The 17,812-nt window shown below is 47.2% G+C and carries 12 protein-coding genes; 8 read left to right on the forward strand and 4 right to left on the reverse strand.

Annotation, left to right across the window (positions count from 1 at the left end):
* The 3 genes from BLV62_RS28610 to BLV62_RS19460 form a co-directional block, all read right to left on the reverse strand.
* Entirely contained in the window at positions 1-1,446 is a 1,446-nt protein-coding gene (locus tag BLV62_RS28610) for an endonuclease/exonuclease/phosphatase family protein (RefSeq protein WP_211117867.1), read from the reverse strand.
* Between the two features lie 78 nt (positions 1,447-1,524).
* Positions 1,525-2,589 (reverse strand): FecR family protein, encoded by a 1,065-nt coding sequence (locus BLV62_RS19455; RefSeq protein WP_089763637.1) that lies wholly within the window; start codon positions 2,587-2,589, stop codon positions 1,525-1,527.
* Between the two features lie 56 nt (positions 2,590-2,645).
* On the reverse strand, positions 2,646-3,215 hold the full coding sequence (locus tag BLV62_RS19460; protein ID WP_089763638.1) for an RNA polymerase sigma factor: 570 nt from the start codon (positions 3,213-3,215) through the stop codon (positions 2,646-2,648).
* 328 nt (positions 3,216-3,543) lie between these two features.
* Here BLV62_RS19460 and BLV62_RS19465 point away from each other — a divergent pair, with 328 nt between their 5' ends.
* The 4 genes from BLV62_RS19465 to BLV62_RS19480 all read left to right on the forward strand — a co-directional run bounded on the left by BLV62_RS19465 (position 3,544) and on the right by BLV62_RS19480 (position 9,593).
* Entirely contained in the window at positions 3,544-6,912 is a 3,369-nt protein-coding gene (locus BLV62_RS19465; RefSeq protein ID WP_089763639.1) for a SusC/RagA family TonB-linked outer membrane protein, read from the forward strand.
* An 11-nt stretch (positions 6,913-6,923) separates the two neighbouring features.
* Positions 6,924-8,462: a SusD/RagB family nutrient-binding outer membrane lipoprotein gene (locus BLV62_RS19470; protein WP_089763640.1), complete on the forward strand. Its 1,539-nt coding sequence runs from the start codon at positions 6,924-6,926 to the stop codon at positions 8,460-8,462.
* A 192-nt stretch (positions 8,463-8,654) separates the two neighbouring features.
* Positions 8,655-8,912 carry a hypothetical protein gene (locus BLV62_RS19475; protein ID WP_089763641.1) on the forward strand — a complete coding sequence of 86 codons (258 nt, stop codon included), beginning with the start codon at positions 8,655-8,657 and terminating at the stop codon, positions 8,910-8,912.
* A 33-nt stretch (positions 8,913-8,945) separates the two neighbouring features.
* Positions 8,946-9,593 (forward strand): hypothetical protein, encoded by a 648-nt coding sequence (locus BLV62_RS19480; protein ID WP_089763642.1) that lies wholly within the window; start codon positions 8,946-8,948, stop codon positions 9,591-9,593.
* A gap of 86 nt (positions 9,594-9,679) precedes the next feature.
* On the opposite strand, the gene BLV62_RS19485 is transcribed toward BLV62_RS19480, so the two are convergent.
* Positions 9,680-10,612, reverse strand: coding sequence for an alpha/beta fold hydrolase (locus BLV62_RS19485; protein WP_089763643.1), 933 nt, complete (start codon positions 10,610-10,612; stop codon positions 9,680-9,682).
* 215 nt (positions 10,613-10,827) lie between these two features.
* Here BLV62_RS19485 and BLV62_RS19490 point away from each other — a divergent pair, with 215 nt between their 5' ends.
* From BLV62_RS19490 to BLV62_RS19505, 4 genes are all read left to right on the forward strand, one after another.
* Positions 10,828-11,436 carry an RNA polymerase sigma factor gene (locus BLV62_RS19490; protein WP_089763644.1) on the forward strand — a complete coding sequence of 203 codons (609 nt, stop codon included), beginning with the start codon at positions 10,828-10,830 and terminating at the stop codon, positions 11,434-11,436.
* A 51-nt stretch (positions 11,437-11,487) separates the two neighbouring features.
* Entirely contained in the window at positions 11,488-12,669 is a 1,182-nt protein-coding gene (locus BLV62_RS19495; protein ID WP_089763645.1) for a FecR family protein, read from the forward strand.
* 276 nt (positions 12,670-12,945) lie between these two features.
* The gene (locus tag BLV62_RS19500; RefSeq protein WP_168927917.1) at positions 12,946-16,317 is read left to right on the forward strand and encodes a SusC/RagA family TonB-linked outer membrane protein; all 3,372 of its coding nucleotides are present in this window, start codon (positions 12,946-12,948) and stop codon (positions 16,315-16,317) included.
* Between the two features lie 22 nt (positions 16,318-16,339).
* Positions 16,340-17,782, forward strand: a complete 1,443-nt coding sequence (locus BLV62_RS19505; protein ID WP_089763647.1) for a RagB/SusD family nutrient uptake outer membrane protein — start codon at positions 16,340-16,342, stop codon at positions 17,780-17,782.
* Positions 17,783-17,812: the final 30 nt, after the last annotated feature.

Consider the following 17,812-nt stretch of genomic DNA (forward strand, 5'->3'; position numbering starts at 1 on the left):
TTAAAAGCGGATGGTACAAACTACAGGGAAATGGTCTGATGGAAAACGCAGATCCCTGGAATCAGTCAACACCGCGTAGTTGAGTACCTCGATATTGTCATTAACGAAAACAAAATCTATGCGCCCTTCTTTCACAACTTTAGTCCAGTTATGATATTTGAAATCCTGGAAGGTGCTGTCGGGGCCATAAGGCGGTGTTTTAGATACCAGTTTCGCATCCCGGAACTGTTTTACGATGGCGCCGTAGGCGCTGGTTTCTGGGCTTGAGTTGAAATCGCCTGTAATAACCACCGGAACCCGGTTACCCGTTAGCTGTTGTATCTTTTCAAGGATCATCCTGGCAGCGTTTTCCCTGGCCTGTACACCTTCGTTATCGAAATGTGTGTTGAAGAAGTAAAATTCCTTCCCAGTTGTCTTTTCTGTCAGGTGCGCCCATGTACAGATCCGGATGTAGGCGGCGTCCCAGCCTTTGGATGGGATTTCAGGAGTTGGCGACAGCCAGAAATTACCGGACTTTACCAGTTCATATTTTTCTTTGTTGTAGAAAATTGCAGAAAATTCGCCGCCTTCTTTCCCGTCATTTCTTCCAACACCAACATGCGCATAGGTTCCCATGGCATCCAGGTCGTGCATCTGGTCGATGAGGGCTTCCTGTACGCCGAATATATCGAACCCATGGTACCTGATCAGGTCTTTTACCATTTCCTTCCTGTGAGGCCATGCGTTGGCGCTGTCGTAGGCTATATTGAGCCGCAGGTTGAAAGTGGCCACCTTCATGGTAGTAATTGCCTGGTCTGCCAGGTGAGGCGCAATAGCCTTTTGCCAGATGCGGTAGCCCGCAGGTTTCATATGCAGCTGGTCTTCCCTGAAAATGGCCGTGTCGATGCTCCCATCTGCTTTTAGCATTTTACTGAATACATCTACAAAAGAAGTATTACGCTGTTTGGCCAGGAATTGTTGAATCGCTTTGTTACTTTTTCGCATTTCAGGTAAAAGCCTGGCCCGGCTTGGGCTCGGCTTGATGGAAATATAGGTAACAGGAACATCCGGCATTTTATCCCGGATCATCGTGTACAACGTCCGGAAGCGTTTCAACAGCACCGGCGCTTTTACCGTATCAGACGCGAGGTCGTTTTCCCCGCAATAGATAACGATCTGTTTAGGACGATAGGCAAAGATGACATCATCCGCATAATGGATCACGTCGAGCAGGTTAGAGCCGCCAAAACCGCGGTTAATGATGCGATGGCCGGGGAAATAATTATTCACATCCTGCCAGTAGGTAAAAGAAGAGCTACCAATGAAAAGGATTTCATTGCCGGCAGGGGCGTGGATAGAATCCTGCTTTTTGAAGGCCCGGATATCGTTGAAGTAGGGATATTGTTGCTGGGCATAGCCGTTGCTGAATGCGCAGATGCAAATAATTGCAGCTAAGATTTTTCTCATGGAATATTGATTAATTGCGTCATTTTGGTATATAGTGCCGGAACGCTATCATCTTACCCCATCTGGTACAGAAAAAAATTACCTGGCATCGCGCGGCCGCATGATAATAGTGGTACTGTCCTGTTTCACCACTTCGGTGTTCAGTACGGTAGAAAGTACGAAGAGCGCGTCGTCCAGCGAGGAGATAAGGATTGGCCCGTTCACCGTCCTGTTGCCTAATTCAGGGTCGTCTATAATTATTTTCTTCCCGAAATTATCTTCCAGGTAAACGAGGATCTCATTCACTTTAGGGTCCTGCAATATCAGCTTCTGGTTTTTCCAGGCGCTGAATTTTTCAGGAGAGATATTGCCGGTAGAAGATTTTTTTTCCTGGCCATCGTACGATACGATCTGCCCAGGGTTCATAATGATATCCTGTTCTTTCCCGTTGGCGAAAGAAAGTTTTATTTTACCGCTTTGCAGTACTACCTCGGTTTTCAGGCGTCGTTGCCGGATATCGAATATAGTTCCCAGTACGGTTACCGTGAGGTCTTTGGTATGTACCTGGAAGCTTTCATCGGCCTGTACCTGGTTAGTGTTTTTGTTGAGATGGGTGACATTGAAAAGGGCTTCTCCCTCCAGCCAAACTTCCCTGCTATGGCCCTTTTTCCAGTTTTTGCTATAGGTGATCCTGGAATTGGCGTTCAGATCTACCTGCGAACCATCGGGGAGGATCACCCGCTTCATTTCGCCGAAACCGGTGCTGGCAATGATTTGCGGGTTACTCCTGCTTTTCAGGAAAAATACCGCGCCGGTAATGAGTATGGCTCCTGCCAGTACAGCGGCTGCCTGCAGCCAGCGGCGGCGGAGCGAATGTACCCGGCCTGTGGGCTGGGGCAAGGCTTGTATGAGTTGTAAATGCCGGTTCCACGACATTTCTACTTCTTCGTCTGTTGGGGTGTGGGTCACAAACGTTATGCTCTTCAGGTACAGGCGGGCATTTTCTATGGTTCCCTTTTGCTGCGGAACAGTGTTGATCACCTGTTGCCAGAACGCGTCGTGATCCGGCGAGGGCTGGTACACCCATTCCTGGAAATAGGAATCCGTAAGAAAATCGCTTTCCTTATAGTGAACATATTTTTTTGCTATGGATTCTTTTTTCATTCTATTATATATAGTATCCCGGTTGACCGGTTTTACCCCATACTGTTTTATAAAATTTATGCAAAAAGCATAAGCAACAAATATTCAAATAATAACAACAACATCATAACCTTTTCTTTTAATGCTAAAAGGCTCCTCGCCATTATTTTATATGTGGCTTTTACTGAGATATTAAGAATAGACGCCACTTCTTTATAGGAAAGGCCTTCATAAAATTTCAGGAAAATCGCTTCCAGCTGACGGCCTGTCAGTGTTTTAATTGCTTTTTGTAGTTTAACTTGCAGCTCCTCGTTCAGCTCTTTGCTGACGATCACATTCTCGATAGAAAATTCATAATCTTCTTCTGCAGACTGGTTAAATACAATTTTATCGTGCTGCCTGATTTTTTTTATGAGAACGTAACGGAATGATGAATAAAGATAAAAATTGGGTGAATCTACATGCGATAGCTTCTCACGCCTTTTCCAAAGATCAAGGAACACTTCCTGGATACTGTCTTCTATCAGATGAGTATTGCTGGTGAACTTCCGGCCGTAGTTATAGAATCGCCTGTAATATTCCTTGTACAATCCGGAATAGGCCTCAACGTCGCCATTCCTGATATGCTGAAAAACCGGATTGTCCATTTTTTAAGGTAAGTGATTAGTGGAATAAGGATGCAAAATTATTGAAAAAAGAATACCGCCCACGGGCTGTTCCCATTAAAGATAGCTGTTTATGTTAAGTTATTATTACCAGGGGGTATAAAGAAAGTGAACATTATAGATTTAATTATTTGATTGTCATTGTTTTAAAAAGATGTTGTCAACAGAAAGAACTGCAAGCGTATCCGGTACGCCCGTTAGTGCTGAGAAAAAAGTTGCCAGGCAGTGGGGTAATTTTTTCGGTATCCAACACTTTATCTGCAAACGGAACAAATTCCACATTAACTAAACGAAAAAAAATTCGCCTACTATGACGCTGCGCTATTTTAAGCGGTTGCTTGTGGTGCTTTTACTGGCTGCCACCGGCCAGGTGTATGCACAAAAAGCTGTCCCTGTAATTGATGCCTTGAAAGCTATTACCCGCGAGTACAAAGCCGATTTTGTCTACGATCCGCAGGTAGTAAAGAAAAAGACCACCACCTACAACATCAGCAACTTTTCCGGGAAGAAGCTGGAAGACGTATTGAAAGGAGTATTATATCCTAACGACCTGGTATTCCTTTACGTTAAACCTAACTACTATACGATAGTAGAAAAAGACAGGGTAGGAGAATACCAGACGCCTGTTAAAAAATTAAATGAAGAAGAAAACCAGGCTAACCAGGTTGCCCGGAAAATTAAGGTAAGCGGGGTTGTGACAGATGGCACACAAGCCATTCCCAACGCCATGGTACTGGAAAAAGGTACCAGCAATGGCGTAATGACAAGGCCCGATGGCGCTTATACCATTACCGTTTCCGGCCCGGCTGCCACGCTGGTTTTTTCCCTCATCGGTTTTGCGCCGCACGAGGAAATTGTGGGCGAGCGCAGTAGCATTGACGTAACGCTGGAAGAATCTACCAAACAACTGGGCGAGGTTGTAGTTACAGCGCTTGGCGTAAAGCGCGATGAAAAAGCGCTGGGCTACGCCGTACAATCCGTAAAAGGCAGCACCATGCAAACAGTGAAAGGAGTGGACCTTGGTACTTCCCTTACAGGGCAGGTTTCGGGCCTGACAGTTAAAAACTCCACCGAGTTCAATGGCACTCCGAAACTGGAGATGCGCGGCGAAACCCCGCTGCTGGTAATAGACGGAGTACCGTATGGCAACATGACGCTGCGCGATATCCCCACCGACGATATAGAAAGCATTAACATGCTGAAAGGGCCTACTGCAGCGGCTTTATACGGCGCCCGCGGCGCTGCCGGCGCGGTGATGATCACCACCAAACGCAGCAAGGAAGACCGCCTCACCGTAGATGTGAACAGCAATACCATGTTTAACCTTGGTTACCTGGCCATCCCCAAAGTTCAAACCTCGTATGGTCACGGCCTGGATGGTAAGATCAACACCGATTATGTATGGGGGCCCAAGCTGGATATAGGTCAGACTGCCCTGCAATGGAATCCTGTTACCAAACAGAATGAAGAAATGCCGCTGGTATCGAGCGGGAAAGATAACCTGAAGAATTTCATGGAAACAGGCCTGATCACGAACAACAGCATCAGCGTAACGAAAGGAGGGCAGAATGGCTTCTTCAGGGCCGGTCTTAACCACATCTACAACAAAGGCCAGTTCCCTAACCAGAAACTCAATATCATTAACTATACCATGAGCGGCGAACTGAAAGCAGGTGAAAAATTCTCCCTGGAAAGCCACATGGGATATACCCGTACCACCGCTCCTCAACTCTGGGGCAGCGCATACGACCAGCAGGGTTACATCTACCAGATATTAATGTGGACAGGCCCGGATTATGACATCCGGCAGTATAAAGATTACTGGGTTACTCCCAACCAGAAACAAAACTGGCTGTATACCGCCTGGTACGATAACCCTTACCTCATTGCTTACGAAAAACTGAGAAGCACCGAGCAAAATAAACTGAATGCAAGCCTGACCATGAACTACAACTTCACTAAAGATCTGAAGCTGATGTTCAGGAACGGTTATGATTATTACAAGAATGAAGATGTTATCCGCAACCCCGCAGGTATCAATTCTACCAGGGGTATGACCATTGGGAATACCTTCGGATTTGATTTCAGCGGTAAAGGGTTATATGGACAGAACCAAAGCTGGGGTAACAGTATCAACAGCGACCTGTTACTGACCTATAACAAACAGGCAGGAAAATGGAACTTCGACGCGTTAGGCGGCGCCAGTATCTTCTACTACAAACAGCGGGAGCAGGGCGCCAAAACCAGGAACGGGCTGGCAGTTCCGGGCTGGTATTCGCTCGCTAACGCAGTGCCTTCCACAACCGCAGGGGTAGATGGTATCGTGAATAACTATGGTACCTGGGCTAAACAAACCAACTCCCTCTATGCCAAAGCAACGGTTTCCTGGAACAGCGCCGTGTTTGTGGATATCACCGGCCGAAATGACTGGAGCTCTACCCAGGCAGAAAACCAGCGCTCTTATTTCTATCCTTCCGTTGCAACCAGCGTGCTGATGTCTGAATTCCTGAAAATGCCCCGCTGGATCGATATGTGGAAGGTGAGAGGTTCGTGGACTATGACCAAAACCCCGCTGGATGTTTACGCCAACAACCTGGCCTACACCATCAACAACAGTTGGGGTACGCTCAGCGCAACTACGCCAGATAACCTGACAGGAAGCAACCTGCTGCCAACCACTACAAGAACCTGGGAATTCGGTACCGCAGCTTACCTGTTCAGCAAACGCCTGCATGTAGATGTGGCTTACTTCACCAAGCTGTACTACAACAACCAGATTAAGCAAACCCTGGCTCCATCTTCCGGCTACGCAACGACGCTGATCAATACAGGAGAAACCTATGCACGTCGCGGCGTGGAAGTGACCCTGGATGGTACGGTCATGAAAAGAGGCCGGTTCCAGTGGAATTCCATGGTGAACTTCTCTACCCAGAACAGGTATTTTGTAGACATAGATCCTGTATATTCTGCCAAGAACCTGTGGACCCAACCTGGCGGTCGTGTGGATGTACTGGCATATACCCAGAAAGCGCTCAGGGATCCTGACGGTAACGTGATCCACCAGGCAGGTTTGCCTATGCTGAGCAACTACACCCAACAATTCGGCTACACTGATCCGAATTTCGTATTCGGTTTTATCAACAACTTCTCCTACGGTAACTGGAACCTTGGCATCAGTATCGATGGCCGTATTGGCGGTATGATGTACGACTACATCTATGCGAAGATGTTTGATACAGGTTCTAACCCCGAAACAGATAACAACTGGCGCTATGATGAAGTAGTGAATGGCTTGAAGAACTATATCGGTAAAGGCGTAAAAGTGATCAGCGGTGAAGTGACCTACGACAACAACGGAAAGATTGTTACCGATACCCGCCAGTATGCACCAAACGATGTTCCTGTAAGCTACCAGGCATATACGCGTAAATGGGGCAACTCTTACGAAAATGGGGTAATGAGCAAAAGCTTCGTGAAAGTCCGCGAAATCTCTCTCGGCTACCGTTTCCCGCAGGCATGGTTCGGAAAATCGGGTATCAAGAATGCTTCCGTAGCGCTGACAGGCCAGAACCTGTTCCTGTTCACTAAGTTCAAGTATTCTGACCCGGATGTGGATACAGAAAATATGAATGCGCCTGCACAGCGTATGGTAGGTTTTAACGTTAAGGTTGGCTTCTAAAAAATACAAACATGACTAAGCTTATATCAAAAATATCAGTTATCGCGCTGGCTGCCGGCCTCGGCTTCAGCGGCTGTACAAATAAGTTCGATAATATCAACACCAATCCGGATAAAGCATCTTCTGCTTCATCAGAATGGCTGGCTACCAATATTCTTACTGCCGTTACATCAAAGGATATTTCCCAGGGAACGAACTTCCGTCAGCCTTTCACGCTGGGTAAATACATCGGCTGGACAGAAATGGTGAGCGACTACCAGTACAACAGGATGGTAAGGGTCGATTTTGGAAGATTGCTGGTGCTGCGGGATATAGATCCGATGATCAAAAACGCATCAACAGCCGATCTGAAAAACACCTTCGAAGGATTTGGCCACTTTATCCGTGCCTGGCAGTTCTTCCAAACTACCATGCAGGTAGGCGATATTCCTTACACCGAAGCTATACAGGGCGCGTCAGGGCTTATCAAAGCGAAATACAATACGCAGAAAGAAGTGTTCCAGGGCATATTGAGTGAACTGGATCAGGCAGACCAGTTGTTGGCGAAAGGGGTTAATTTCTCCGGCGATTTTATTTACCAGGGAAATGTTGATAAATGGAGAAGACTGGCCAATAGTTTCCAGTTGTATGTGCTGATCAATCTTTATAAGAAAACAGCGGACGCAGACCTGGATGTGATCAATAAATTCAAGGCCGTAGCAGCCCGCCCGCTGATGAGGGATATCAATGATAACTTCGCGGTCACTTATACGGCTTCCGCAGGCTATTGCTACCCGTGGAGCAGCACCCCTGCGCAGTTGAATTCGTTCCTGGATTACCCGGTGCTTTCCAGCTACCTGCTGGACCCCATGAAGGCAACGCAGGACAGGCGCCTGTTTTACATGGCGGAACCATCTCCGGCCCAGCTTTCCGCAGGTAAAGCGGCTTCCGATTACAGCGCTTACCTGGGTATTGACCCGGCCGATGAATTAGGCGTGATCGTAACCAACAAGAAAGCCGGTAAATCCTGTGCCGTGAATAAACGTTACGAGGAAATGTACAATGCAGAACCTGTTGGTTTGCTGAACTACTGGGATATCCAGTTTATCCTCGCGGAAGCTACCGTACGCGGCTGGATCACCGGTACAGATGCACAAACCTATTATGCCAACGGTATCAAAAGTCATATGAACTTTATTGCGAAGTATGCGCCCGCCTCATATGCGCATGGTATGGCAATGGACGATGCCTATATCAACGCGTTCCCTGCTTCTGTTGCATTGAGCGGATCTGCCGGGGACCAGATCAAACAGATCATCACGCAGAAGTATATTGCAGGCTTCTTCCAGAACGCCGATTTTACTGCCTGGTATGAGAACAGGCGTACAGGATACCCGGTGTTTACGCTTAACAAGAACACCAACCTGAATACCCCCGCTTCGGTATTGCCGTTAAGATGGATGTATCCGCAGAAAGAACTGGACTATAATGCCGATAATGTTACCAAAGCGCTGAAGGATCAATACAATGGTAATGATGATCCCAGCAACGCGATGTGGTTGTTGAAATAGGATTTTTATTAAATGAATGATGAAGCCGTGTAGATCCTCTATGCGGCTTCGTTGTTTAAACAACTGCCGGTTAAGTATTTTGTTAAGGGGCCTGGTAATTATCTCTAATTAGCTATCTTTAGACTATGCCTTCCTGGGATAGCTTTATGCTTGATAATTTTAGATGGCAATTGTTAACACTTATCGATCAACATGGCAAGACTTATTGCGTATAATAAGAAAGTAAAGATGGAACCTATAGAAGATTATAAAATGGTTATTTATGGCAATGGGAAACTGGTTACCCTGGAACGTAACCCTGTCGCCGAAATAGCCGGCTACAGGAAGACCGGCAACTTTGCTCACTGGAGTGCATTGATCGGTCATTTTGATGACGGGAACGGGCTTTACCAGGTACCTGTCCTGTTATACAGGCCCAAAGCCGGTGCCGCCCTTGAAAGGATCAGGTGACCCATTGTATTTTAACCATAATCATTTTGCTACATGCACTTCCGGATTATCTTGCTATTGTTGTTCTTGACCCTGCGCAGCGTAGGGCAGGTAAAACCGCCGGACCTGCTGCAAACCGGCAGGCAATTTCAACACAACCGGTACCTGCGGCACTGGGCTGCTACTATCCCGGGGTTTAAACTGGATGAATTTAAATACCAGGACGAGGCGAAGTTTGAAGAGGTAGGTTGCGGACCCATAGACGCTGGGTCGGCTGATTTCAGGGAATACATTAGTTTATACCAGCCGCTGCTCAGTTACAGTGCAGACAGCGCCCGGTTCCTGGATTTTTATAGCGGTGAAGTGGCGTTAAAACGAACGCCTGGTAAAAAACAGTTGGAAGTCCTGAGAGACGTTGATCAAACGCTGCTCCTGACAGACATGAAGCGTAAGAACAGTTGCCGCATTGCATTTCTCGGCTCCCGAACGCGTATAGAAGAGGCGGAATGGATTTCAGACAGTCGCTTTATATGCGTTGGTACCAGTTACGATGGAGAATCATTTCACCCGTTTATTTATCTCTCAGATATAAAAGCAAAACAAATATTTCATTACCTGCCAGAAGGTAAGGCGAATGACAGGAAAGTGAAATACATTTCTCCGAAGTGGACGAAGCTGCATGTGCCAAGGGAGGAGCTTTAAACGCTGCTGCGTATCATTAAGGTAGAACAGGTAGTACTCCTATAGAGAAACCGCCCGGAACAACTCATCCCGGGCGGTTTTGTATTTTAAAACATTGGCGGAGCCGTATTCAGATCCGAATCCAGGAAATCGGTCACCATAGGTATCAGTATATCTGTATGCTGCATCATACCAATATGCGTGGTACCCGGCAGGATGGCTAACCTGGATTTTGGCAAGCCATAAATATCCCCCATTTTACCGCCACCTTTGGCCCTGAATAATTCCAGTGCGTGTTCATACCTGACGCCGTCTGCATCGCCTATTGCCATCAGAATAGGAGCTTTAATGTTTTTAGCCTCTTTGGTCCAGTCGTAAGGCTTAATATCAATACTTAGCACTTTTGTTACGAATTCCGGGAAGTGTGCAGGGTCCTGTCCCAGGCTGTCATACATTTTTTCGATAGGGCTGCCTTTGAACATATCGGGAGTCATCTTGGCGAAACTGGCTTCCACATCAGGGTACCAGCCGTTATGCGCATAGGTGCCTGATAATACTATCAGCCGTCTTACCTGCTCAGGGTGCCGTATGGCCATCTGGAAAGCGATGCCGCCTCCCATGCTGTATCCGAGGATGTCTGCACTGTCAATTTTCAGGTGTTTCAGCAAACCTGATACATCATCTGCCATGTTTTCATAGCTAAATTCCCGGTCAATATCTTTGGTCCGGCCATGACCCTGCATTTCGGCAACTATTACTTTGTGATCTTTCGCCAGCAGCGGTATGATATGCGCCCAGTTTAAAGGGATGTTCATAAAAGAGCCATGCAACAGTACAACTGGCTTGCCCTGCCCGTATACTTCATAATACATTTTTAAACTGTCTATATCTGCGTACCCGCTTTCAGCAGGTTTGATGCTTGCGTTGGCGGCAGTGTCTTTAGGCGCCGTTACAGTGTTGGAGGTCTTGGTGGCGGGCGACTGACAGCCGATAACGAAAATGGTTACAATAGAAATACAAGTTAATAAATGCTTATTCATGATGTGCTGTTTTATTACACCACAAATCTCCGGAACCTTGTTGTTTAACAGGATACATGTATGCGACAATAGAGGGGAAATATGCGACATAACCGATCAGCGGGGTTAGGTGTCCTTTTGGGGGAGGGAATAAAGGCCATTCGCGCCGGGACTTTCGATTATTAAATGTCTGTTTTTTGTTATAGTTTGCAGCGGATACCAAAATACAAGTCTAATTGGCCGGCGACGACAGAAATAATGTGAATGAATTGCTGTTGCAGACTGCAGAGGGGGATGTACATGCGTTTACCTCCTTGTTTGATATTTTTTGGCCGGGAGTATATGCACATATCCTCAGTTTCCTGAAACAGGCTGCATTGTCGGAAGAAGTAAGCCAGGATATCTTTGTCAGTTTATGGAACAACCGCGCCAGGCTTGCCTCCGTGAAAGACTTTAAAAGCTACCTTTTTATTATTACCAGGAACAGGATCTTTTCCGAGCTCCGGAAAAAGCAGGAACTGATGGACGAATCGGCCCTGGAACACCTTAGAGAACCTGGTTCCCAGCCAGATGAACAACTGAAATACAAGGAATTTTTCAACCAGGTGATGGATGCTATCGAGCAACTGCCTCCCCGGAAAAAAGAAGTTTTCAAACTTAGCCGGCTGGAAAACCTCAGCAGGAAGGAAATAGCGGAACGTACAGGCTTAACCTACGGAACAGTAAATCAATATCTCATAGACGCCACAGTGCTGATCCGTACCCGTTTGCAGGCGATTGCCGGCAAAGAGCTGATGGTACTGCTGGTTTTTATCCTGGAAGGCCCGGTAAAAAATTTTTTTTAAAAGGGACTACATATTGGTTTTTTACTGCGTCTTTACTACTGAATAACGTTTATGATTAATAAACAAGATATCCGGGTATTGCTGGAACAGTACCTGACAGGTACGATCAACCGGGAAGATCTGGTCCGGTTGAAACAGGTAATAGACGATCCGTCGTACAGCGAGGTGCTGGACGAATTGTCGGACGAGCTGATGGAGCTTCGCCTGAAGGAAACCTACTCCTTCCCGGAGGCCCAGCAGCGTGTAAAACAACAGGTATTGCAACAAATAAGGCCTGCATTGCGCCCGGTACGCCGGTCTGCAATCCTGGTCCGCGCTGCCGCTGTATTGCTGCTATTGGGAGGAGGGGTTACCTGGTGGTATATGAACAGCAGGCAGCAGGCTGCTCCGTCATCAGTAGCCGTGAATTCTGAAAAAGATATCAGCGCCGGCAGGAACGGCGCCCTGCTCACCCTGGCAGATGGCAAAGTCATTTCTCTCGACAGCCTGGCCAATGGTATAGTAGCTACCCAAAAAGGCGCTAATGCTGTGCTGAAAGATGGAAGCCTGTCTTATGAAGGCACAGCCGCCAGCGGGAATACCGACCTGGTTTACAATACCGTAACTACTCCTAAAGGACGGCAGTTTCAACTGGTATTGCCCGACGGAACGCACGTATGGCTGAACGCAGGCAGCAGTATCCGCTACCCGACCGCTTTTGCCGCCAACGAACGAAAAGTGAGCATCACAGGAGAAGCATATTTTGAAGTAACCGGTAACGCGTTGGCCCCTTTCAGGGTGTCGACGAAAGAACATGATGAAGTACAGGTTTTAGGAACAAGTTTTAATATCAGCGCGTATGAAGATGATAACGATTCAAAGACTACGTTGCTGGAAGGAGCTATCAGGGTATCCGCCAACCAAAAGAGCCTCTTATTGCAACCTGGCCAACAGGCAAAGATCGACAGGAACAAAAACGGGGACCTGCAATTAATTGCCAATCCCGATCTGGGTAAAGTAATCGCCTGGAAAAACGGTTATTTCAATTTCGAGAATACCAACCTGAAAGACGCCATGCGGGAGCTTGCCCGCTGGTACGACCTGGAAGTAGTGTATGAAGGCGAGGCGCCGGATATTGAATTTGTGGGTAAAATAAGCAGGAGCCTTTCCCTGAAATCAGCATTGAAAGTGCTGGAAAGGGCAGGCGTACATTTCAGGCTGGAAGGCAGGAAACTGGTTGTCCTGGCCGCCTGATTCAAAAAAAATGATTAGCAGACTATGATAAAAATGAACGCAGCTTTTATAAGCCGTAACAGGCCTCATATTGCCTGATCCGCCGGGGAAAACAAAAAACCGGAAGTGTTGGAGCCACTCCCGGTACGCCTTTGATGATCCGGATTAATAACAAAGCAGGAGAGCTTTATTTCTAAACAAATCAACCAAAAAGCAATGCAATTTATGAAAAAAAACTGCATGCGGCTGCCGTCGTGCCTCTACGGAAGCCATGCATTGACCAAAATCTTAAGGGTTATGAAACTAACCGCCTTTTTATTAACTGTTGCTTTGTTGCAGGTGTATGCCGGCGCCAATTCACAATCAATCACCTATGCAGGTAACAATATACCGTTGAAACAGGTTTTCAGCATCATCGAAAAACAAACAGGTTATGTGGTATTCAGCAATAAATCAGATCTCTTCCTCGGCAAACCTGTTTCTTTTTCAGTAAAGGATACCCCCCTGAAAGACTTCCTGGATATGATCCTCAAAGATCAGCCCCTGAATTATATCATTGAAGATAAAACCATCTCCTTATCCCGCAAACCTACCTATTACCTTAAACTGGAGGAACCAGCCCAGGAGAAAAAAGAATTCAGGGTCTCCGGCAGCGTGAAGTCCGTGACCGGGGAGGTGTTGCCGGGAACTTCCGTGCGGATAAAAGGACTGACGCAGGGCGCCTTTACTACCTCGCAGGGTGTATATTCCATCGACCATATTACAGAAAATACGGTATTGCAGTTTACCATGGTTGGCTATGCTTCTGTAGAAGTTGGGTTTCATAAGAACGGCAATAACGTCTCCGCCTATACGCTGAATAAGGCGCAGGCAGATCTCCTGGAACAGGTTCCATTGCCAGGTATAGGCGGCATTTTTGTAGGCATTAAGCTGGAAAGATCTGCTTCAAGGCTGGACGAAGTGCAGGTGAAGGCCTACAGCAATACCAGCCAGCGCTATTCTACCGGCAGCATCACTACCATCACCGCAGAAGAAATTGCCAGGAACCCGGTGCCTAATGTGCTGGAAGCCCTGCAGGGTAAAGTGCCGGGTATGTTTATTCAGCAATACAGCGGCCGCCCAAACTCTGCATTCAGCGTAGAAGTCCGCGGGCGCAATTCTATTTCCAACGGCAACTCAGGCCGCGGTACCTCTCCGCTCTTTATAGTAGACGGAGTGGCATACCCTTTCGATAACCTTCCTATTCTCAATCCCGGTTCCCTGCCTAATATACTGGCCGGCGGTAACGGCCTGGATTTCCTGGACCCCGCGCAGATAGAATCGGTGAATGTACTGAAAGATGCAGATGCCACGGCTATCTATGGTTCGCGTGGCGCCTACGGAGTAGTGGTGATCACCACCAAAAAAGGGAAACCGGGTGTTCCAAGCTTAAACCTTAATACCAGGTTCGGTTTCAGCAAACGGGGCATAACTCCTAAAATGCTGGGGACCGAAGATTACCTGATGTTGCGTAAAGAGGCGTTTGCAAACGACAATGCAACGCCTAAACCAACCGACCTGGATGTAAACGGCGCATGGCCTGCCGACAGGTATACCAACTGGTATAGCGAACTGGCCGGCAATACCGCTTTCAGAACACAGAATAACATCAGCTATTCCGGCGGTACTGAATTGTTCTCTTATCGCCTGGGGGGTAATTATAATGTGCAGAACGATATACAAACGGCTAAAGGAACAGTTAACAACGGGGGAGTTAATTTCAATGTGAACACACATTCAAAGAATAACAAACTGAATGTAAGTCTTACCGGCAGCTATAGCGCTAACAAAAACGATATGGTGCCATATGATTTCTCTACAGCTAATTCATCATCGTACCTTGCCCAGGCGCCTAACGCCCCTGCATTGTATAACGCAGACGGCACATTGAATTGGGAAACCGGCGATAACGCCGCCAAAGTGTTCAACACTATTTATAAGTCAAATACCAACAATTTGCTCAGCAACCTGGATATCAGGTTCACTCCTGTAAAAGGTCTGAACGTCAATGCAACGCTGGGTTATAACGTATTGTCGGGCAAGGAGATCAGCGGGCAGCCAAGCAGCTATTTTAATCCTAAAACGGTTTTCACAACCAACAGTACCCTGAACCTTTTCAACATCCGCACCCTGACGTTCGATCCGAATATCAGCTACCAGCGCGGTTTGTTCAGGAAAAGCACCGTAACGGCAACAGTAGGTATGACCTTGCAGGACAAGCTGCAGTATTATGACCGCACTACCGGCAGCGGCTTCCTGTCGGACGACCTGTTGTATAACCCTTCCTTTGCAGACAGGGACAAGATCACAACCAACTATAACCAGTTCCCCGGCCGTTACGTGGGGTATTTTGCGATCCTGAATTATAGCTGGAATGACAAGTACCAGGTAAATTTCTCCGGGCGCAGGGACGGTTCTACCAGGTTTGGGCCGAATAACCGTTATGGCAATTTCGGCTCCATAGGCGCTTTCTGGATCATGAGCGAAGAACCCTGGTTCAGGAATGCGCTTCCGTTTATATCGTTTGCAAAATTGCGGGCCAGTATCGGAACAGCCGGCGGCGACAACATAGGCGATTATGGTTACCTGAGCACATACTCGAACGGGGGCAACTACCAGGGTAATGTTGCGCTGATACCAACCAGCCTGGCAAATCCTTATTTGCAATGGGAAGTAAGCAAGAAACAGGACCTCAACCTCCTGCTGGAATTCCTGGATGGCCGTGTCAGCGTAGATGCGACTTATTATAAGAACATCACTTCCAACCAGCTTGTTCCTCAATTTCTTTCAGTAGTTACGGGATTTGCGGGACTGACGGTTAACTCACCCGCCATTATTCATAACTGGGGGTACGAGATCAACCTGAATACCATCAACATAAAAACAAAAGATTTCAGCTGGAACTCTAATTTCAATATCACTTTGCCAAAGAACAAGCTGGTATCCTACCCGAACCTGGATGTGATCACCAACCTAAATTATGTTGTGGGCAAGCCGGTAACGGGAATCAAACTGGTTAAGTATGCCGGCGTAAACCCGGAAACCGGTGTTTATAATTTTTACAAGAATGGAGAGAAAGGGGAGTGGACGCTCTTTTCGGGGGGCAGCCTGGACCCGAATAAAGACAGGACAGAGTTCATAGACCTCAGCCCGAAATACTACGGCGGTTTTACCAATAATTTCAAGTATAAGCGTTTTGCCCTGGATGTGCTGTTCAGTTTCACGAATCGTATGGGCAAGAATTTTCTTGGCTCCCAAACCTTTGGCGCTGGCGGATTTAACCAGAATACTTCTGTAGAATACCTTCAACGCTGGCAGAAAAAAGGAGATATAACGGATGTTCCGAAAATGAGCCAGAACGCAGCTATTACCTTCTTCTCCCAGTCCAATTTTACCAATAGTACAGGCGCTTATACCCGGGCAACATATGCACGGCTTCAGAACCTGAATATCTCCTACACCCTGAACCCCAAGTGGCTTAACAGGGCAAAGATCAAATCGTTGCAGGTATTTGCCCAGGGACAGAACCTTCTGACCTTCTCCAAGTTCGGGCAACTGGACCCTGAGAATCTCGGTATTGGCACTGCTCCCCTGCGTACTTACGTGTTTGGCTTAAACTTAAACTTATAACAGCAACAAAAATCAGCAGATCATGCGTTCATATAAATCAATTATCATCGCTCTTGGTTTCGTTGCCGGCATAACGGGCAGCGGCTGTAAAAACTACCTGGATATACCGTTGCCGGTAGACAGGATTTCCAACCAGAGCGCCTTTACCAACGATAAAAGTTGTGCCGCCACCCTGAACGGGATTTTCGGTACTTTGTCAGGCGGTAGCTTGTTTGACGGCCAGGGAATTGGTTACAAAGGAGGATTGTATACAGATGAACTTACCAATTACTCTATTTCCGAATTGAATACTTCCATCTATTCAAGTGTAGTGGCGCCTGGTCAGGTATCTGATTTGTGGACCACTTTCTATGCGCAGATATATCGTGTTAATGCAGCGCTGGAAGGAATTGCAGCCAGCAAATCGGTTTTGAATCATCGTGCCCAGTGGATGGGCGAAGCCTATTTTTTAAGAGCGCTTTTACACCTGTACCTGGCCGGAATTTATGGAGATGTGCCTGTCGTAGTAACCTCGGATTATGCGAAAAACAACGTGCTGCCAAGAAGTCCGCTGGCTGATGTTTACAAACAGGTGATCGATGACCTTTTACAGGCAGAGAAGCTGTTGCCTGAATCTTATGCAGATGTGAACGGAAATACAACACCCGACCGGGGGCGTCCGAACCGCGGCGCTGCAACTGCATTGCTGGCAAGGGTATATCTCTACACCCGGCAGTACCAGCTGGCTGCAGATAAGGCATCTGATGTGATCAGCCAAAATACTTTATACAGCCTGGCGCCACTGGCAAATACTTTCACTGTTGCCGGCAATAAGGAAACAATTGCAGCATTGGCCCCACTGGCTACCAATACGTTGTCGCCCTATGTGAAAGACAGGTATATATACCTTAGTGCGATCACATCGCCTGAGATCCCTGCCGGTAATACTATATCCTCGTATGGCGTCAATGGAGTGCTGAGCCAGTCGCTGGTAAAAAGTTTTGAAACCGGCGATCAGCGCTTCACCCAATGGACCTACGGCATTTACCAGGTAAAGAATGGAGATACCTCCAGGTATTATATTCCCAATAAGTATAAATCCAAGACTACGAATGATGAATACGTGGTGTTGATAAGGCTTGCAGAAGTTTACCTGGTCAGGGCGGAAGCCCTGGCTCAACTGGGCAATACCGGCGCCGCAGCCCGCGACCTGGATGCAATCCGCCTGCGGGCAGGATTAAAGGAAACAACAGCAAATACAAAGGAAACATTGATGACGGCTATTGTACAGGAAAGGAGGACAGAATTCTTCACCGAGGAAGCGCACAGGCTGATGGACCTTCGTCGTTTAGGCTTGCTGGATGAAGTAATGACAAAAGAAGTAAAAGTGAAGAATGGTACCTGGCAAAGCTTCCAGCAATATTGGCCTATATCGCCAACCGAAATACAGGCAAACCCGAATTTAAAACAAACCTTGGGCTACTAGGATAATCATGGCGCCGCAGTAAACGGCGCC

Source organism: Chitinophaga terrae (ex Kim and Jung 2007) (genome assembly GCF_900107795.1).
Lineage (GTDB): Bacteria > Bacteroidota > Bacteroidia > Chitinophagales > Chitinophagaceae > Chitinophaga > Chitinophaga terrae.